Origin of the sequence: Lysinibacillus sp. FSL P2-0066 (assembly GCF_037969495.1) — a bacterium.
Taxonomy (GTDB): Bacteria; Bacillota; Bacilli; order Bacillales_A; family Planococcaceae; genus Lysinibacillus; species Lysinibacillus boronitolerans.
Map to the genome: position 1 here is coordinate 2,000,731 of NZ_CP150202.1, position 16,851 is coordinate 2,017,581.

The window sequence follows — 16,851 nt, forward strand, 5'->3', positions numbered from 1 at the left end:
TTGATAAATTGCTGGAGCATAAATATATGTTCCAGCTTTAACGTTATGCTTATCAAGCAAACACTTTTATGGAATGATTCAGCAAGTGCAAAATCGGGTGTCTTTATGCTAAATGAATCTCCTAATGAAAATTTTGTGAAGGAAGCTGATTTTATTTTATTAGAAGGACAAACATCAGTAGAAATGGAGGAATAGTTAATGCAAGTTTCCTTTAATTCTGTTGGGAATTTAGGAATGGCTTCTACATTCCAAGCTCATCAGCGTCAAAATTCTTTTAATATTGAAATAGATAAAGTAGACTCAAAACAAGAAAAAATTGAAGCATCACGTGAAAAATATGCGGAATTTGTCCAATCCTGCAATAATATTTATCAAGAAGCGACGCCTACACAGCTTGTTAATAAACAAACAAATTCTATCAATATTACTAACGGTGTGTATTATCATTTAGGCTCAGTCAATGGGAAACCCCTTAATGGCACAGCTTTAACTGGTGGTGGCTTTAATTCTAACTTTAGCCCAATGATACAATGGACAGGAGTTGGTACAAAGGTTACACCCGAACAAGAAGCCGCTTTTAGAATACACCAGTCCTATTCACAAGTTGAACGTCAAGAAGCAAATGAGCTTGTGGCTGTCTTTATGAGCCTTTCTCGGTTAGCGGAAGGAAAAAAATCTGTGGCTAGTATGAATGATGATGTAATGTTTAAACAACACTTCCCTAAGTTTGCAGAAGGAGTAGGACTTGACTTAAGTAAGCCTTTCACTATTAATGGCAAGTCATTTATGTATTCAAAGGGAGTATTACAGGCACTAAATAACGAAGTGTAGTTGATAAATTGCTGGAGCATAAATATATGTTCCAGCTTTAACGTTATGCTTATCAAGCAAATACTTTTATGGGAAGATTCAGCAAGTGCAAAATCTGGTATAATCTTGCTAAATGAATCATCTGATGAGATTTTTATTGAAATAGAAGATTTAGGAGAGGAATAATTTATGGAGGTAAAACCAATTTCATTTAAAAATCTAGGAGCTATTGCTAGTTTTCAAGTACACCAGAATCAAAAGCCTTTTCAAATGGAAGAAATGAAAACAGATTATAAACAAGAAAAAATTGAAGCATCACGTGAAAAATATGCAGAATTTGTCCAATCTTGCAATGCGATTTATCAGGGAGCAACACCTACGCAGCTTGTTAATAAACAAACAAATTCTATCAATATAACTAATGGTGTGTATTATCATTTAGGTATGGTTAATGGAAAGACTCTTAATGGTACTGCCTTAACAGGTGGTGGATTTAATTCAAATTTTAGCCCCATGATCCAGTGGACAGGAGTTGGTACAAGGGTAACGCCCGAACAAGAAGCCGCATTTAGGGCGCACAAATCCTATTCACAAGCAGAGCATCAAGGAGCAAATGAACTAGTAGCAGTTTTTATGAGCCTCTCTCGGTTAGCCGAAGGAAAAAAATCTGTAGCTAGTATGAATGATGATGTTATGTTTATGCAACATTTCTCGAAATTTGCAGAAGGAGTAGGGCTTGATTTAAACAAGCCTTTCACTATTAATGGCAAGTCATTTATGTATTCAAAAGGAGCATTACAGGCACTAAATAACGAAGTGTAGTTGATAAATTTCTGGGGCATAAATGTATGTTCTAGCTTTAACAGTATGCTTATCAAGCAAACACTTTTGGGGGAGGATGACTTAGTTGAAATAAAAGGACTAACATCAATTGAAATGGAGGAATAGTTGATGAAAGTTTCGTTTAATTCCATTGGAAGTTTGGGAATTGTTTCTACATCCCAAGCGCAACAACAACACTCATTTAACACTGAAATAGATAAAGTAGACTCTAAACAAGAAAAAATTGAAGCATCACGTAAAAGTTATGCTGAATTAGTACAATCCTATAACAATATTCGTAGAGAAATAAATCCAACGAAATTCGTTAATGAGCAAACCAATTCTATTGATATTACGAATGGTGTGTACTATCATCTCGGCTTTGTAAATGGAAAACCTCTGAATGGGACACTTTTAACTGGTGGCGGCTTTAATTCAAATTTCAGTCCTATGATATGGGATAATCCAAACTCTAATGTTGTAACACCAGAGCAACGAGAAGCCCTTAAAATCCATCGATCTTATTCACAAGCTGACCGTCAAGAAGCAAATGAACTAGTAGCAGTTTTTATGAGGCTTGCTCGTCTGACTGATGGAAATGCTGTAGCAAATGCCAATAATGATAAAATGTTCGCACAACATTTTCCGAAGTTTGCAGAAGGAGTAGGACTTGATTTAAGTAAGCCCTTCACGATTAATGGCAAGTCATTTATGTATTCTAAGGGAGTATTACAGGCACTAAATAACGAAGTTTAATAGATAAGTTACTAAATTCGGTATTTTAATGAAAGTTAGTGTCTTTGTCAATGGATTTAGTTCGGGAAATTTATTCGTTTTATTATTCCTACTAGGCAAAGGATAGGTATGAATGAATCGTATGAATGTTAATGAGTTAACATTAAAACTTTTGGGTGTAGAAAATCCTTCAACATCTATTACAATGCCCCATTTTAATAATGGCGCAATGCTATGCCAACTAAAACAGCGCCTGTCATGAGTGAAGAGGAATATAAAAAAGCAATCATTGCACAAGCAAAGAAAGATTTTGACAATGGGAAATTTGGAGGGCATAAAAACCCTTCCTATATGGCTATGAAAAATAGTTTTGTATCTGTTGCATCACCGAACCGCAAAGGAGCTATTACACAAGCATTTATAAGCCTGCCATTTATGCAACGAAATAAAGTGAACTATTTGCAGGTAAAAGATAAGCATGGAAACGAAATTGCTAGTTTCTCACCTGCAAAAGGCTGGACAGCAGTAGGTACGTCCGCAGAACATGCGCGAGAAAGTACATTTGATTCGATTTATACAGAGGCATGACGTTCGTTTAAAGCAGCAGCTCAAAACAATAAAAATCAAGCGGATGCTTCTGTTCAACAAAATACAGAAAATAATTCTTTTGATGTAACTATTTAAATAAATACTTTATAAAATGGAGTGGCTATTAATTGATATTTCAGTTGATCACCATTCCATTTTTATCTATCTTTAGGATTCTTTAAAAAAAGTCTGAGAGATATGGAAATACCAAGAACAGTGGGGATGTATTTGAAAAAAATAGATTTATAATTTTGATATTGGTTGTTTTTTCAAGTTTTATTTACTATTTGAATATGGATAGAAATTATATGAATTTAGAAGAATTTCAAGGATTCCCTATCCCTAATTCAGCAATTTTAGAGGAAGAAAGTTCAACACCGAAAAACTATAGTTGGAAATCCTCATACGGGACATCCATCCCTATTTCTTATCGTATGGTAATTAAAAAAATGGCTGGAAACAAGTCGAAATAGATGGTCATGGTATAACATATGAAAAGGATGGATATAAAATCAACATAACAGTCGCATCAGATTATATGGCTCTTATTAGAGTACAATAATTTTTTTAGTGTATTTCCTCTATTACTAATTAAGGGTAGATTTCATCAATGTTTCTCACTTAAAACTAACTTGTTATGTTTTGCTTATTTATCTTAAATAAATTAAAAAGACAAAAGTAACAATTTTGAAGGAATGCACCACGCATTCCTTTTATATGGAGAATTTTTTCGATTTCTTTCGCCACTGTAAATTCGGCAGTTCAACTAAGAGAAGAACGTGTCAGGTTTGGAGGGGTTTATTATTTTCTATCGCTTGAAGGTTTAACTAATTCTGGCCGTTTCTCGGAGTTCTTGAATGTCGTGGATTTTGTTGGATATAAATAGAAGGGATCTCTGTTCCAATTGATTGTTGTCGATTGGAATTGCAGGATGGACTAAAAACCGCCAACACGACATCATGATGATTCCTTAGACGGTTCAACAGATTACAGCTGGTCTTTGGACGTCCATAATTAGATGACCCATTCACAGAGAGGTAACACGCACAATTCTCCCCTCTCTTCGTTGTACAGATTTTTAGATGGGCTGAGTAGTTATATAATATTTTTATAACCTGATAAGTAAAGCAAAGGAGGATTTGAGCATGAACTCTATATTTTTATTAATCATTTCAATTTATGCTTTTTTTATAGGTTATAAGTTTATTAAACCAAACTTTAAAAAATCCTTATTTACAACTTTTATTATTATTCTTATTACAAGTACATTATTATTCTTCCTGGTAGATATAGTTACTTTCAAGCCACGACCAAATAAAGCGGTTTCTGGTAATGGGAATTTAGGTCTCATTGTTCTATACTTCCTAATTCCAATTTTTCTTATCCTTTTATTTATTTTAAGTAAAGGGATTTATCAAGGCTTTAAACGGCAACCACTATCTGAATTGAAAAAACATATCATGTTTGGGATTGTTTTACTTGTAATGGGGACTATATTGCAAATAACATATGTTTCAAGTACATTAAACGCTTTATCAAATCACCGGTATAATCCATTCGAAGAAGGATATAGAGGAAGTATCATTAATCAGTACACGAACACCTTGTTTTTCAATGGGAATATATATGGTATTTTTATTGCAGCAGTAGTTATTGGAACACTTTTAACTCTTAGGTTTAAAAGAGGTAAAGACCACACTAAAATGTAGATACCATAGTAAAGAACTCTCAGGGATATTCTCTTCTTTTCCATAAAAGGGTACAGTACTTCCAAAATCCTCCGATAACTAACCAGAAATATAACCTCCTGTATAGTAGTGTCATGCTAATTTGCATGCAACTTTAGTATACAAGAGGTTATTTTATATATAGTGGCTCTCTGTCTCCCAATGGGTGGCTCGAAACTCCGCACAAGCAGCTCAATTCATCCGCAATATTCAACAAGTGAGAATGTGACACTTGTTAGGTGTTTTTAGAAAATTAATAAAGTAGGACTCAAGTTTAATTGGAGATATATTTATTGGTCAACAATCATCCAATTTGATCCTTTTCTAAAATTAACTCATATTGTGAACGCTTTGTACATGGCTGGGAGGGCATTGTTTTTCACATAGTAGGCGACCTTCACTTGCGGTACATCCCGCATAATAGGGACCATTTTGATTAACCTGAATCGCTACCCAAACTATCCAGTAACGATAATAATCGTTGCTAGCATGAGCTAGGTCAGGAGAAAAACGAACTTTTTTTTTCAATTTTACTTCGTCCGTGTAATGCTTCTAAATCTATAAACACGTGCTCTTTTTCACAATCTATAATAATTGACGTTACATTATTTAGATCAAGGGTACCTACTCCGTAACTGCCATCCCCGTCAGTTGAATCGTTACTTAAAATTGTAAAATGCATTTTCTCTTTCATAGAAGTCACCTCTAGGCTTTTTATACCGATGTACTTTTTTATAATCAACAATATTTGAATCAAATCAATTGTCTGAACATACAGTTTTGCTCCTAGCAAAAATCGCATAAAAAAACATCACTGTACGCTACGTTGTACAAGCTGTTATACCTGTTGGTAATTTTTCAAGTACAAATCTAACAAACACATTACGTATAGTTTTATAAATTAAGATACTTGAACGTTTCGTAGTCATTTTTTTCTATACGTAATGGTTGTCTAGGATTTTTCCTCATACTTTTATCGTTAAAAAGTATACATACAATATACCGTGTGACGTCAAAGATTGTCTTCAGACTAATGTCTGAAATGTTATGTATTGGAAATTTGACGATAATACAGTGATTGGACCTTTAATTAACCGAACATTGTTGCTATCAATTTTGCCTTTCCGATTTAACTGCTTGAATCCAAGCACCTAGCATAATTTCGTGAAATAGGGATGGGACACAAGCTTGACTAGAGGGAAATAAAATTGCTTGTTGTTGTAACAACAATAGTGTATGATACATAGTATAAGTTATACAGTGTATATCATATAGTAAGCGAAATAGAGGTGAACGAATGAGTACGTTACTGAATTCATTAATGACTGAACTTAGGAGAGGAACACTGACATTAGCCGTTTTAAGTCAATTACGAACACCGCAGTATGGATATTCACTTGTTCAATTATTAGAAGATTCGGGCATTAACATCGATCAAAGTACCTTATATCCATTGCTTCGCCGTTTAGAAAAACAAGAGTTAGTGACAAGTAGCTGGGAAACCTCTGAGAGTAGACCCCGCAAATATTATGTATTAAGTGAATATGGATTAGACGTCTTTTTACAATTGAAACGAGAATGGATTAATAATTCAAAAGAACTCTATGAATTACTAAAAGGAGATGAGGATAAAGATGAATCTGACTGAAATTTATATTCAAGAAGTCACGCGGAGGCTGCCTGAAAAAAATCGTGAGGATATCGCACTTGAGTTACGATCAACCATTGGGGATATGCTGCCTGATGATTACAATGAGCATGATGTAAAGGAAGTGCTGGAAAAGTTAGGGAACCCAGCAGCGTTAGCGAGCGGTTATCGTGATCAACCAATGCATTTAATCGGCCCTCGCTATTTTGATGTATACCTCTCGTTACTAAAAATGATTATACCAATTGCCGCTGTCATTGCGGTAATCTCAATGATTGCTGAATATTTTATTAGTTTTGGTGGGGAAGAAGCGGTTATGAATGCTGTCATCAATATGATGGGTGAAGGAATATGGAGAATCATCGAAGTAGGCATACATGTCTTCTTCTGGCTAACAGTTGTATTCGTCATTTTGGAACGTACTGATAAAGGAAAAGAACAGCATCCGTTGTCAGTAAGTCTTAAAAAATGGACTCCCGAAGATCTGAAAACCGTCATGTATATTCCTAAGAAAAAAGCAATTACCAAGCTTGAAGTATTTGGCTATTTAATGTGGACGGCCATTTGGGCAACTCTTTATTTTTATGCAAATCATCTTTTAGGTATATATGAAGGTGGTGGAGAGGGTCTCAAATTCGTAATGCCAGCTTTAAATCAGGATGTTTTACTTCATTATTGGCCCATTGTAATCGTTGTCATTGCTCTCGAAATAGGGTTAGCTCTCTACAAATTACTGAAAGGACAATGGACGAAAAAAGTGGCAATCTTTAATACAATTGTGGAGCTTTTCGCAACCGTTGTATTCATTGTGATAGTAAGTAATCCGAATTTAATAAACCAAGAAAGTATCACGTACATGAGTGATTTATTTACCACCTCTGCTAAGCAATTTGAAATATGGCTAATTGGCGGCATAATCATTATATTTGTTGTATCTGCGGCAATCAGTATATTCGACGGCTTCCGCAAGGCTCGAATTCGTTAATTCATCGTTGTTTAGCATTAATTAGTACGCAACCATGGATACTTTACTTAAAGATGGCCTCTGTATAGAGCCATCTTTTTCTTTTGAAATCTATGTAGGATGAAGTGAAATTACATAAATAAACAGTGGGGGAAGTAAAATGGATTTACTAATTGGAATAGCAATTGTACTAATTGTGTTTTTCTCTTCAAGCATAATAGAGAGAAAGTTAAAATCGATTGAAAGGCAAAACAATCGCATAATAGAAATACTAGAAGAAATAAGAGATAGAAAATAAATAGATCGTCTATGAACAGCGAAGTTTAGTATAACAATGAAATACCCCATCAAAGTAAGACAAGTGAACTGCTCCCCAATTGTTAGACACATCTAACAATTGGAGGAGCAGTTTTTATATGGCTAAATATACATCAGAAGAAAAATTACAAGCAGTTCTACGCTACATAGAAGGTAAAGAAAGTTCACATGAAATTGCTAGATTAATTGGAACAGATCACAAAGCGATTCTTAATTGGGTGAAACAATATGAGTATAACGGCGTAGAAGCGTTTATAAAACGATATACAAATTATTCGGCACAGTTTAAACTAGACGTACTAAACTATATGATTGAAAACGGTACGTCCTTACTTGAAACGGCAGCTATCTTTAATATAGCTACTCCTTCTACACTTCGTTTTTGGAAAAAACAATTTGAAACAAAAGGATTCGATGCCCTTCAATCAAAGAAAAAGGGGCGTCCATCCATGAAAAAAGAAACAAATAAACAACCAAAACAAGCACCAGTAGAAGGCTCACCAGAAGCACTTCAAGCAGAAATCAATCGTCTACGTATGGAAAACGAATATTTAAAAAAGTTAAACGCCTTAGTTCAAGCCAAGGAAAAATCACCAAAGAAGACAAAGTAAACGTCATCTATGAATTAAGGCATAAATACTCGGTGAAGGCGCTTGTAGCGTTCGCAGAAATTCCACGTAGCACGTACTATGATTTAGTAAAGAAGATGAATCGTCCCGATCCAGATGCCGAGTTAAAGGCCGAAATTCAAGAAATCTATAAGGAACATGAAGGCCGTTATGGCTATCGTCGCATTCGTGATGAGCTAGCGAATCGTGGGCAAAAAGTGAATCATAAGAAAGTGCAACGCCTGATGAAAGCGCTAGGCTTAAAGTGCATCGTTCGTATGAAAAAATATAAGTCATATAAAGGGACAGTTGGTAAAATTGCGCCTAACATTTTAGATCGCAATTTTACAGCAAAAGCGCCTAATGAGAAATGGGTAACAGATATTACAGAGTTTAAGTTAATTGGTGAAAAGCTTTATTTATCGCCTGTTTTAGACTTATTTAATGGCGAAATTATTACGTATACAATTGGCTCTAGACCTACATATTCGTTAGTTTCAGAGATGGTAGAAAAGGCTTTAGAGCGGTTGCCAGAAGAACACCAGCTCCTCATGCATTCCGATCAAGGCTGGCATTATCAAATGAAACAATATCGCCACGCCCTTCAATCAAGAGGGATTGTGCAAAGTATGTCGCGTAAAGGCAACTGTTACGACAATTCTGTCATGGAGAATTTCTTTGGCATCATGAAGTCAGAATTTCTCTATTTAAAGGAATTTAAAAGTGTCGAGCATTTTAAAAAGGAACTGGAAAACTATATAAACTATTACAACACGAAACGTATGAAGGCAAAATTAAAAATGAGTCCAGTGCAGTACCGAACTCATTTTACCCAAGCTGTCTAAACGAAATAACCGTGTCTAACTTTTAGGGGTCACTTCAAAGCTTTGATGGGGTGCTTTTATGATTCACAGATAAAAAAATCGCATGACATTCAATAAAGGGACAAGCTTACAATTTTAATGGGAAGGTATTATTCAGGTGGATATTTATACGTTTTGAGATGTGTGTGATGAATCAATTTAACATCAGGTCCTGAAGAAATTTCATAGGTCATTCGATCCTTTCCAATAGGAATCCATTGTCCGCCATCCGTAGGTTCAATTTCAAATGTAATTTGCATTTGAAAGCCTCGGAAATGATTTCTTTTTGTATCAATTACTTCAATTTTCCAAGGCGTAATATGAGGGGAAACATCCTTTCTAATCTTTGAATAATAATTGGTCAAATCTTCTTCAATATAAGGAGTAAGCAAAAGCATGAGCATATCCTGCAATCTCAGCTCGCTAGAATCCTGTGTTGGTTCAGCGGATATCGTTTGAAAAGAAGTAACAAATATAAGGGGGAGTACGAGTAACATCTTTTTCACTTTCTTTTACACCTCTTTGTGATCTTTCCCTAATGCATTGTATTGTTACCTTTATGGAATGAAGTATGTATGATCGAAGTAAAGGTGTTCGAGTATAGGTTATACAAATAATTAAGATATTTTCTGACATGACGATTGGAAAAAAATAAGCTGCGATACGGTTCATCATAATAAATGGTGTGGAACCAATCATTTTGACGGAACCTTGCTATATTTTGACCAACATAGGTATTCGATAAAAAATTTAAAATAACCTCAAACATAAATTTATGTCCCATCATAACAAATAAATTTGATCGTAATGGGGGGCGATGAAGTGTGCAATAGCCAAAAATATAGGGGCACCGATGGAAGTGCCCCTTAGTAACAAATCGGGAGGTGCCTTGTTAAACGAATTCGCTTAACATTACTATTTATATGATAAGATTACTTGGTTTTATAGACCATCTTCTTGAATATGCTAAAATTTACACATCGTAGCGAAGAATAGCTGTTATCCAGTCCTTTACTAATAGTTGCCATTGGAGCTGTGAACTGTCTAAGGGAAGAGAGTGACTTTGCAGCTCTTTAGGGAGCAATTGTATTTTATGACGTATCATTTCATTGTCAGGTGATTCTGTATCAATAAATAAAAGATAGCGTCCAATTAAATCTTCCTTATACATAGATGGATAATCAAGGGCTTTTAATACACGTGTAGAAAATTCCACACCATTTAGCTTTACTTCAAAATGTCCTCGCACATTAAATTCACAGTGAATATGTGTACCAGGTAATCGACGTAGCGCTTGTAGGAAAGCAGCTAATGTTCTTTCACTAATGAAATAGGTTTTCCAATAGTATTGACTTTCTTCATGTTTACTTGAATTAGCATCATATATATCGTACCTTATTTCGATTGTTGTTTCTGCTTCGCTAAATTTTTTCCTAGTGAGGTAGTGCCGAGCAATTTTTTTAATGGTGTGATGATCTAAGTCACACCCATAGCTCAGAATAGTTACTTGTCTACGCTGTGCTTTGGCGAATAACCGCATTTCTAAATTTGCATCATTATTTAAATCCCAGCCATAGCGTGGGTTGTAATGAATAGATGTACTTTTGTTCATTGCGACCTCCTTTTTGCCTAGCCTAATACCATTATAAATAATTTTGTCTAATTTTCCTTATTTTTCTTTTAAAAATGAAACTTTTGGATTTTAAGTTTCGTATAAACTGGAAAATACTTTTTAGGAGGTAATTATGGCTAAATGGAGAGGCACAATCCTTCTATGTACATTACTGTTAACAGCCTGTACAGCAGAAACCGCTCAACCTAAAGAACAAATACAGGAAGAGAAAAACGATGGAAATATTGTGGTAACAAAGGATGGCAAAGTAACCTTTGAGATTAAGAATGAGATTGGTGTTCCACAAGAAAAAGTAGAGGCTATAAAGGATGAAATTGTGACAGCATACGACCACATAAAGGATTCTATACATACTTCCTACACGCCATCCGAGCACATAAACGTATGGTTTAAGGAAGACGGTCTATCCTGGGGGTTTGCATCGAAAATCGAACTAGTTGGCGTTCAAGATGATACCTATCCACTTGTCCATGAAATGACCCATTCCTTACTTGGCTATGGCAACAATTTTGGATCAGACCATGGCTATTTTACGCAAGAGGGTTTTGCGAGTTATATGGAGGGTCAATATGGAAAAAATAAATTATACTTTGAAAAATACATGAAGCATTATTTGGATTCAGATAAGATAATTCCCATTAGTAAGTTAATTGATCCAAATCAAGATGATGTCTATTTTCGCCCAGCACTTTCAAGTGAAGAAGAGAATCAAGTCCTGATGGAGATGAGCTACACGCATGCGGCTTCATTTGTTACATACCTAATTAATACCTATGGACTCGAAAAGTTTGAACAGATCTACAACGAGAAAGAACTAGCAAAAAAAGTAGAGGAAGTATACGGAAAGAGTAGTAGTGAGTTAGAAAAGGAATGGTTAGCATTTATTCAAAAGCAACAAGGACTTACTTATGAGGAGAAATTTAAATCGGGAAATTTTTATGATATGAATACGATTCTTCTACAAATAGATCCAAAATATTTTGCTAAGGAATAATATTTTTCTTCGGATGAAACTGTCTATGTAATAAATGCACGCCCAGTAAAAGGCAAAGGCCACCAATGATTCTTAATAATATATTTTTGAAAAATACTGTATCGTCAACCGTAATGACAATCAACATAGGACCAACCATAATCAATGCGATGCCAAGCAATGCCATGTAGAAATCACATCAATTTCCCATGTCAGATTTGATTATCGCACGATTGTCTGACAAGGAAAAGGGTCACTAGGCTGGTAAAAGCGACCCTTATAAAATAGCTAGAATGACCTTACATGGCTTTAACAGTCTGTAAAAGGTTAGGTGCTATTGGGATGATTAGTACATGAAAGAAGCGCCAACAATAATTAAAAGAATGAATAGAACAACGATTAATACGAATGTTGAACCGTAATAGCCGCCACCGCCAGAGTCGCCGCCATAATAGCAGCTGTTGTTCATGTTACCTACGTTTCCGTTGTATCCCACTGAAAATCCCTCCTTTCTACAACCTATAATATGTATGCTTGCAGAAAGGAGAAATGGTATTTACCCTATGGTTCTAAAAAATGCTGAAAACATTCTTGTATTTTATTTTTAGGGAGAAGGTTTTTTGAGATTGGTATTTTATTTTTACAAATAAAGTGAGAAAAGAAAGCGGGGGTTACATGCTAAGGGAAGAGCTAAAGCAAAAAATCATCAGTGAATCGACTGAATGTATTGCTTATTTAACAGAATTAGTGAATTCAAATCGAATTTATGATGGGGAAGTATTGGCAATCATTATAGATGTTATAAAAAATGGACCTGATCAATTAACAAGCTCGCAGTGGAATGTCTTGTTAGATAAGGGGTTACTACCTGATTTTTATGTAGAATGTGATCGCTGTGAAGATACCATTCCCTGGTCAGAAATGTACCGTGCGATTTTCATAGCGAGAGATCATTATTGTCCCTTTTGTAGATATATAGAAAATAAAGAGAATACAAGATTATTAGACTAGGATGGTAGAGGCAATAATGAAATGGTTCATGATAATTGCCGAATGGCTATTCTTTTTATATGTGTTTATTTGTCTATTGAGCTTTAACATAATTCACCTTGGGAACCTTCTCTATGTGGATATGCCGCACGAAGAACCGATGATTGTGACAACACCCTTTGTTCAGACCTCACTGTTCATTATAGGAATAGGTGTTGTTTGTTTCTACTATATGAAGTATTTAAGGGGGAGTAATGCTTATAAAAGGTCAAAGGCAGTGATCTGGGGAAGTCTATTTGCCTGCCATGCATTGGCAAGCGGTTTTTATTTGTTCATGCGATTTGGGCTTCTATGGAATCAGCATGAAGCAATGGAGCTTTTATTATCTACGGTTATTAGTTTCGTCCTTACGATCCAGGCTGTGATGAAATATGTTACAAGTAAATATAGAAAGAGTGAGATGGATGACTGAAAAAACGATTGTAGAAAAAGTGCGTGAAACAATTGAAGGCATTGAAATCGGTTATTTTGACACTGCCAAACCTTATATTTTTGATGAGTATTTCAAGTACTTTGATGATGTCGATTTTGAAACAAGAAAACATGCACTATTCCTTTTTGTATGCATGCTAGGAAACTGGTATAGTAAAGCAACGTTTGTCTTTAAGCCAGAGAGCGAGCGCTTAAAATATGGAGCTAGCACATACTACGATTTCGAACGCTATCTAACAGCTCTATTGCAGCATTATTCAAAAATTGAGCGAGACTTTCCCTTTATGTTTGAATTCATTGTCGTGTATTTAATTTTGATTGAACAACAGAAGGGAGTAAGCTACGAAGATTGGTTTCCTGAAATTGACGCAACGCTATTTCAAGAACTTAAAGAGAAAATATTCATTCCAAACAACCGTATTGTTCAAGAGGTTCATCCTATCAAATATTTATTTAGAGAGGTAGGGATTAAACCATTCTTTATAACAGATTTTTTTGATGAGTAATATGTTAGAGATTAAAAATAGTCATTGTTGTTGAGTTAGCAGCAAAATATCTTTGAAGACCAATAAGCTGCTTATACAGTTCTTTTTTCTTGTTATCTTAACTGGGTAGTTTAGTTTAAAGAGCTTTGTTTGACTTGTGTTCAACAAAAGGACCATTTAATTGAGTAAAACAAAAACCTGAATTGGATAATTATGTTAAAATTGAGTAAGAGTTGTTAAGAAATAAAATATACTAAAAAACTGTGCAGGATAGTGAAAAAAAAGGACTTAGAATATAGATTTGATTACACACAAAGATATGGGGGTCGTGTATGTTTATAGTTAGTCAAGTTATTTTATGGATTATTATATCAACTATTATTAATGCATATTTAATGACATTACCCATACTTGTTTTACGGAAAAGAGATTATCCAGCTAACTATCTTATTCAACAAAACAATCGAATAGATTTTCAAAAGAATAATGAATGTGCAGCATTTTCAACAGCATATCTATTACGTCATTTTGGCATGGAGGATGATGGTGAAGCGTTATATACGCATTTTCCTAGTAAAACTAGGGCGGGTGCTGTATATCCAAAGGGAATCCGAACGGTGTTAAGAAAGAAGGGTTTTAAAACAAAATATCATAAAGGAAATGTAAATACATTAAAGTACGAAGTTAGTAAAGGAACTCCCGTGATTGTTTTTATTAAAACACAAAAGGATCGTAACTATCTGCATTTTGTCCCTGTAGTAGGCTATGACAAGGAATATATTTACCTTGCAGAATCAGTAAAGCATCTGGTGAATTGTGATGATGAACACAATCGCTATAATCGAAAAGTTCCAATTAATGAATTTAAGAAACTATGGAATGTAAAGAGAATTCATATGCTTCTTTATAGCAATACTTACATAGCCGTAGACGCCACAAAGTCTATTTAATTATTTTATCATTTGAAATGTTTACAATAACTAGAAATAGGAGTTGAACTTTATTCAATAATCGGTCGCGATTTTGCATAAGAAACAGCGCTCAAATTATCAAATAATATAACAACACAATATTTTTTATGTCCAAATAACTGGTGGGGATACTCAATATCAAGACCCAGATGAAGAAATTACCTTGGAAGAATTGCAATGAAATTTCAATATTTATTCATACATACCCGAAAGACTCAGAAGTTATTGAACAACTATTATCAAATTTATCTAATTGTGCGCATTTCTTTAAAAAGGAATGCGTCTTTTTTAATGTAAAATAAACAAAAACTCTGCGTCATGAGTGTGTAAAGAATGGAAATTCATGATGTAGGAAATAATGTAGTTCTCTAATGCAAATTACAATTCAAAAGAAAACCAAATCAATACGGAGGTAAAAATGACTGTTCTTGATTGTATCATTATAGGCGGAGGTCCTTCAGGGTTAAGTGCTGGCTTAACTTTAGGAAGAGCAAGGAGAAATATTGCATTAATTGATGATGGGACAAATAGGAATAGAGTGACACAGGCGTCACATGGATTTATTACGCGTGATGGGATAAAACCACAAGCGTTTAAAGACATAGCGTTAAAAGAGTTGGGGAATTACCCGTCCGTCTCCTATCTTAATGCGACAGTTACTGAAATTATAAAGGGTATAGGTAATGAGCGATTTACTGTCAAAACATCTACTGGTCAGGAATTTGTTTCAGAAAAAATCATACTCGCCACTGGTGTTCAAGAAATATTTACTATACCAAGTATAAGAAAGTTTTATGGGAAAAGTCTATTTAGTTGTCCTTATTGTGATGGCTGGGAGCAAAAGGATAAGCCATTAGTGGTTATAGCAGAAAAAGAAGAGCATGTACTGCATTTGACCAAGTTAATTTATAATTGGTCACAGGATTTGGTTGTCTTAACGAATGGAGCTCCCTTATCTAACGAAAGTAAAATGGAGTTGCAAAAACACAATATCAAAATAATATCAGAAAAGATAAAAGACCTCATAGGTAATGATGGGTACTTACAAAAAATAGAGTTTGAATCAGGAGCAACCATTTTAAGGTCGGGTGGATTTGTTGCCCCATCTTATTATCGTCCCAATCAGTTTGCTGAGAAGCTTGGCTGTGCTATTGATGAAGATGGAAAAGTGATAACAGATGGTGTTGGTAGAACAACTCAAAAAAATGTCTATATTGCAGGAGAAACCGAAAGATCCAAACCATCCTCTTTAATGATTTCAGCGGCTAAAGGTAATAAAGCTGCTGTTTCAGTAAATACTGATTTAACGATGGAACGCTTTTGATGACGCCATAACACTTGGAATAGGATCTTAGTAAAAACATATCAGCTAATGTATTCTCAAATATTGTGTTAGAGTTACTATAAGAAATGGCGAAGAACGGATTTTGATTGTAGAATCCGTTTTTCTTATTGCAAAAATTATTGTTTACAAGGTAGGGTAATAAAAAAGCTCGGAGGAATAAAAACATGAAACAAATGGGGACTCTATACTTTTTCTGTGGAAAAATGGGAGCAGGAAAATCAACAAAATCAAAACAATTGGCTAAAGAAAAAAATGCGGTCCTTTTATCTGAGGATGAATGGCTTTCCTCTCTTTATCCCAATCAGATCACATCATTTGATGACTATCTAAAATTATCAGCACAGCTCAAGCCTATGGTGAAAAAGCATGTCCAAAACATATTGGGTGTTGGTACGCATGTAGTAATGGATTTTCCAGGTAACACTCAAAAACAGCGAAAGTGGTTTTTGGATTTAGCGTCAGAGGTCAATGCAAACCATCAACTAATTTACCTTAACTTAAATAACCAGCAATGCTTGCGTCAAATTGCACAAAGGCGTAATGAACAACCCGAAAGAGCAGCTTTTGACACCGAAGCGACGTTTATTGAAGTTACTAAATTTTTTGAAGCACCAGAAGCTTCCGAGGGTTTAAATATATGGGAGTTTAGTGGGAATGAATAAGACAGAGTTATAGCACCAGAAAAAATTAGCTGAACTAAACCGTCTGTAGAATTGTCATATGTAATTTATGCGGTTTATGAAGAATTTTTTAAAATTATATTGACAAACTATTTTTTTTCTGTAAAATGAAAAACAATTCAAAAATATTTGTATAGAACAAAGGCTATGAAAAGAAGTAGTATCAATTATTTTTACGAACAGAAAGTTACCGGTCGAT

Annotated in this window: 24 protein-coding genes and 1 other annotated feature (1 of these 25 only partly in view); of the genes, 18 read left to right on the forward strand and 6 right to left on the reverse strand. The window is 34.7% G+C overall.

Annotation, left to right across the window (positions count from 1 at the left end; genetic code table 11):
- The first annotated feature begins 45 nt into the window (after positions 1-45).
- The 7 genes from MKZ14_RS09825 (at position 46) to MKZ14_RS09855 (ending at position 4,664) form a co-directional block, all read left to right on the forward strand.
- Positions 46-195, forward strand: coding sequence for a hypothetical protein (locus tag MKZ14_RS09825; protein WP_339280882.1), 150 nt, complete (start codon positions 46-48; stop codon positions 193-195).
- 3 nt (positions 196-198) lie between these two features.
- Positions 199-831, forward strand: a complete 633-nt coding sequence (locus MKZ14_RS09830) for a hypothetical protein (RefSeq protein WP_339280883.1) — start codon at positions 199-201, stop codon at positions 829-831.
- Between the two features lie 168 nt (positions 832-999).
- Positions 1,000-1,632, forward strand: a complete 633-nt coding sequence (locus MKZ14_RS09835; protein WP_339280884.1) for a hypothetical protein — start codon at positions 1,000-1,002, stop codon at positions 1,630-1,632.
- A gap of 129 nt (positions 1,633-1,761) precedes the next feature.
- Positions 1,762-2,388: a hypothetical protein gene (locus tag MKZ14_RS09840; RefSeq protein ID WP_339280885.1), complete on the forward strand. Its 627-nt coding sequence runs from the start codon at positions 1,762-1,764 to the stop codon at positions 2,386-2,388.
- Positions 2,389-2,601: 213 nt separating this feature from the next.
- Positions 2,602-2,955: a hypothetical protein gene (locus MKZ14_RS09845; RefSeq protein ID WP_339280886.1), complete on the forward strand. Its 354-nt coding sequence runs from the start codon at positions 2,602-2,604 to the stop codon at positions 2,953-2,955.
- Between the two features lie 308 nt (positions 2,956-3,263).
- A complete protein-coding gene (locus MKZ14_RS09850) occupies positions 3,264-3,428 on the forward strand; it encodes a hypothetical protein (protein ID WP_333006650.1) in 165 nt (54 codons plus the stop codon).
- Between the two features lie 672 nt (positions 3,429-4,100).
- Positions 4,101-4,664: a hypothetical protein gene (locus tag MKZ14_RS09855; protein WP_333006651.1), complete on the forward strand. Its 564-nt coding sequence runs from the start codon at positions 4,101-4,103 to the stop codon at positions 4,662-4,664.
- 348 nt (positions 4,665-5,012) lie between these two features.
- Here the strand turns inward: MKZ14_RS09855 and MKZ14_RS09860 are convergent, their stop codons facing one another.
- On the reverse strand, positions 5,013-5,210 hold the full coding sequence (locus tag MKZ14_RS09860) for a YwhD family protein (RefSeq protein ID WP_333006652.1): 198 nt from the start codon (positions 5,208-5,210) through the stop codon (positions 5,013-5,015).
- A complete protein-coding gene (locus tag MKZ14_RS09865) occupies positions 5,182-5,376 on the reverse strand; it encodes a YwhD family protein (protein WP_333006653.1) in 195 nt (64 codons plus the stop codon). Before MKZ14_RS09865 ends, MKZ14_RS09860 begins: the two co-directional genes overlap by 29 nt.
- Positions 5,377-5,979: 603 nt before the next feature.
- Between MKZ14_RS09865 and MKZ14_RS09870 the strand changes: the two genes are divergently transcribed.
- The 4 genes from MKZ14_RS09870 (at position 5,980) to MKZ14_RS09885 (ending at position 9,065) form a co-directional block, all read left to right on the forward strand.
- Complete coding sequence (locus tag MKZ14_RS09870) at positions 5,980-6,330, forward strand: PadR family transcriptional regulator (RefSeq protein WP_016994532.1); 351 nt, start codon at positions 5,980-5,982, stop codon at positions 6,328-6,330.
- On the forward strand, positions 6,317-7,315 hold the full coding sequence (locus MKZ14_RS09875) for a hypothetical protein (protein WP_333006654.1): 999 nt from the start codon (positions 6,317-6,319) through the stop codon (positions 7,313-7,315). Before MKZ14_RS09870 ends, MKZ14_RS09875 begins: the two co-directional genes overlap by 14 nt.
- Before the next feature lie 139 nt (positions 7,316-7,454).
- Entirely contained in the window at positions 7,455-7,592 is a 138-nt protein-coding gene (locus MKZ14_RS09880; RefSeq protein ID WP_004228528.1) for a hypothetical protein, read from the forward strand.
- 118 nt (positions 7,593-7,710) lie between these two features.
- Positions 7,711-9,065, forward strand: a protein-coding gene (locus MKZ14_RS09885; RefSeq protein WP_339280485.1) for an IS3 family transposase whose coding sequence is annotated in 2 segments (ribosomal slippage) — positions 7,711-8,179 and positions 8,179-9,065 — 1,356 coding nt in all. Because the reading frame shifts where the segments join, the coding sequence is not laid out codon by codon here.
- A gap of 128 nt (positions 9,066-9,193) precedes the next feature.
- Here MKZ14_RS09885 and MKZ14_RS09890 read toward each other — a convergent pair.
- Together MKZ14_RS09890 and MKZ14_RS09895 are read right to left on the reverse strand one after the other, a co-directional pair.
- Entirely contained in the window at positions 9,194-9,580 is a 387-nt protein-coding gene (locus MKZ14_RS09890; RefSeq protein ID WP_333006956.1) for a DUF3888 domain-containing protein, read from the reverse strand.
- A 476-nt stretch (positions 9,581-10,056) separates the two neighbouring features.
- Positions 10,057-10,695, reverse strand: a complete 639-nt coding sequence (locus MKZ14_RS09895; RefSeq protein ID WP_333006955.1) for a hypothetical protein — start codon at positions 10,693-10,695, stop codon at positions 10,057-10,059.
- Positions 10,696-10,828: 133 nt separating this feature from the next.
- On the opposite strand from MKZ14_RS09895, the gene MKZ14_RS09900 reads away from it, so the two are divergent.
- The gene (locus MKZ14_RS09900) at positions 10,829-11,710 is read left to right on the forward strand and encodes a hypothetical protein (RefSeq protein ID WP_333006954.1); all 882 of its coding nucleotides are present in this window, start codon (positions 10,829-10,831) and stop codon (positions 11,708-11,710) included.
- On the opposite strand, the gene MKZ14_RS09905 is transcribed toward MKZ14_RS09900, so the two are convergent.
- Both MKZ14_RS09905 and MKZ14_RS09910 read right to left on the reverse strand, forming a co-directional pair.
- On the reverse strand, positions 11,700-11,876 hold the full coding sequence (locus tag MKZ14_RS09905) for a hypothetical protein (RefSeq protein ID WP_333006952.1): 177 nt from the start codon (positions 11,874-11,876) through the stop codon (positions 11,700-11,702). The genes MKZ14_RS09900 and MKZ14_RS09905 overlap by 11 nt on opposite strands.
- A gap of 159 nt (positions 11,877-12,035) precedes the next feature.
- Positions 12,036-12,158 (reverse strand): YjcZ family sporulation protein, encoded by a 123-nt coding sequence (locus MKZ14_RS09910; RefSeq protein WP_081456919.1) that lies wholly within the window; start codon positions 12,156-12,158, stop codon positions 12,036-12,038.
- A gap of 206 nt (positions 12,159-12,364) precedes the next feature.
- Between MKZ14_RS09910 and MKZ14_RS09915 the strand changes: the two genes are divergently transcribed.
- From MKZ14_RS09915 to MKZ14_RS09940, 6 genes are all read left to right on the forward strand, one after another.
- Entirely contained in the window at positions 12,365-12,700 is a 336-nt protein-coding gene (locus tag MKZ14_RS09915) for a hypothetical protein (RefSeq protein ID WP_016994523.1), read from the forward strand.
- A gap of 16 nt (positions 12,701-12,716) precedes the next feature.
- Positions 12,717-13,151: a hypothetical protein gene (locus MKZ14_RS09920; protein ID WP_016994522.1), complete on the forward strand. Its 435-nt coding sequence runs from the start codon at positions 12,717-12,719 to the stop codon at positions 13,149-13,151.
- Entirely contained in the window at positions 13,144-13,677 is a 534-nt protein-coding gene (locus MKZ14_RS09925; protein WP_333006949.1) for a hypothetical protein, read from the forward strand. Before MKZ14_RS09920 ends, MKZ14_RS09925 begins: the two co-directional genes overlap by 8 nt.
- A gap of 311 nt (positions 13,678-13,988) precedes the next feature.
- Positions 13,989-14,606, forward strand: coding sequence for a cysteine peptidase family C39 domain-containing protein (locus MKZ14_RS09930; RefSeq protein WP_016994520.1), 618 nt, complete (start codon positions 13,989-13,991; stop codon positions 14,604-14,606).
- Positions 14,607-15,045: 439 nt separating this feature from the next.
- The gene (locus tag MKZ14_RS09935) at positions 15,046-15,951 is read left to right on the forward strand and encodes an NAD(P)/FAD-dependent oxidoreductase (protein ID WP_333006947.1); all 906 of its coding nucleotides are present in this window, start codon (positions 15,046-15,048) and stop codon (positions 15,949-15,951) included.
- Between the two features lie 185 nt (positions 15,952-16,136).
- The gene (locus MKZ14_RS09940; protein ID WP_333006944.1) at positions 16,137-16,634 is read left to right on the forward strand and encodes an ATP-binding protein; all 498 of its coding nucleotides are present in this window, start codon (positions 16,137-16,139) and stop codon (positions 16,632-16,634) included.
- Between the two features lie 156 nt (positions 16,635-16,790).
- Positions 16,791-16,851: a binding site (T-box leader), on the forward strand (it continues 191 nt past the right edge of the window).

Bases quoted from the DNA above. Each gene is read 5' to 3' on its own strand.
- MKZ14_RS09940 (WP_333006944.1), top strand. From the start codon at position 16,137: ATGAAACAAATGGGGACTCTATACTTTTTCTGTGGAAAAATGGGAGCA.
- MKZ14_RS09865 (WP_333006653.1), bottom strand. From the start codon at position 5,376: ATGAAAGAGAAAATGCATTTTACAATTTTAAGTAACGATTCAACTGAC.
- MKZ14_RS09880 (WP_004228528.1), top strand. From the start codon at position 7,455: ATGGATTTACTAATTGGAATAGCAATTGTACTAATTGTGTTTTTCTCT.
- MKZ14_RS09900 (WP_333006954.1), top strand. From the start codon at position 10,829: ATGGCTAAATGGAGAGGCACAATCCTTCTATGTACATTACTGTTAACA.
- MKZ14_RS09935 (WP_333006947.1), top strand. From the start codon at position 15,046: ATGACTGTTCTTGATTGTATCATTATAGGCGGAGGTCCTTCAGGGTTA.
- MKZ14_RS09870 (WP_016994532.1), top strand. From the start codon at position 5,980: ATGAGTACGTTACTGAATTCATTAATGACTGAACTTAGGAGAGGAACA.
- MKZ14_RS09895 (WP_333006955.1), bottom strand. From the start codon at position 10,695: ATGAACAAAAGTACATCTATTCATTACAACCCACGCTATGGCTGGGAT.
- MKZ14_RS09910 (WP_081456919.1), bottom strand. From the start codon at position 12,158: ATGAACAACAGCTGCTATTATGGCGGCGACTCTGGCGGTGGCGGCTAT.
- MKZ14_RS09875 (WP_333006654.1), top strand. From the start codon at position 6,317: ATGAATCTGACTGAAATTTATATTCAAGAAGTCACGCGGAGGCTGCCT.
- MKZ14_RS09925 (WP_333006949.1), top strand. From the start codon at position 13,144: ATGACTGAAAAAACGATTGTAGAAAAAGTGCGTGAAACAATTGAAGGC.
- MKZ14_RS09920 (WP_016994522.1), top strand. From the start codon at position 12,717: ATGAAATGGTTCATGATAATTGCCGAATGGCTATTCTTTTTATATGTG.
- MKZ14_RS09850 (WP_333006650.1), top strand. From the start codon at position 3,264: ATGAATTTAGAAGAATTTCAAGGATTCCCTATCCCTAATTCAGCAATT.
- MKZ14_RS09905 (WP_333006952.1), bottom strand. From the start codon at position 11,876: ATGGCATTGCTTGGCATCGCATTGATTATGGTTGGTCCTATGTTGATT.
- MKZ14_RS09825 (WP_339280882.1), top strand. From the start codon at position 46: ATGCTTATCAAGCAAACACTTTTATGGAATGATTCAGCAAGTGCAAAA.
- MKZ14_RS09915 (WP_016994523.1), top strand. From the start codon at position 12,365: ATGCTAAGGGAAGAGCTAAAGCAAAAAATCATCAGTGAATCGACTGAA.
- MKZ14_RS09835 (WP_339280884.1), top strand. From the start codon at position 1,000: ATGGAGGTAAAACCAATTTCATTTAAAAATCTAGGAGCTATTGCTAGT.
- MKZ14_RS09840 (WP_339280885.1), top strand. From the start codon at position 1,762: ATGAAAGTTTCGTTTAATTCCATTGGAAGTTTGGGAATTGTTTCTACA.
- MKZ14_RS09845 (WP_339280886.1), top strand. From the start codon at position 2,602: ATGCCAACTAAAACAGCGCCTGTCATGAGTGAAGAGGAATATAAAAAA.
- MKZ14_RS09930 (WP_016994520.1), top strand. From the start codon at position 13,989: ATGTTTATAGTTAGTCAAGTTATTTTATGGATTATTATATCAACTATT.
- MKZ14_RS09830 (WP_339280883.1), top strand. From the start codon at position 199: ATGCAAGTTTCCTTTAATTCTGTTGGGAATTTAGGAATGGCTTCTACA.
- MKZ14_RS09890 (WP_333006956.1), bottom strand. From the start codon at position 9,580: ATGTTACTCGTACTCCCCCTTATATTTGTTACTTCTTTTCAAACGATA.
- MKZ14_RS09855 (WP_333006651.1), top strand. From the start codon at position 4,101: ATGAACTCTATATTTTTATTAATCATTTCAATTTATGCTTTTTTTATA.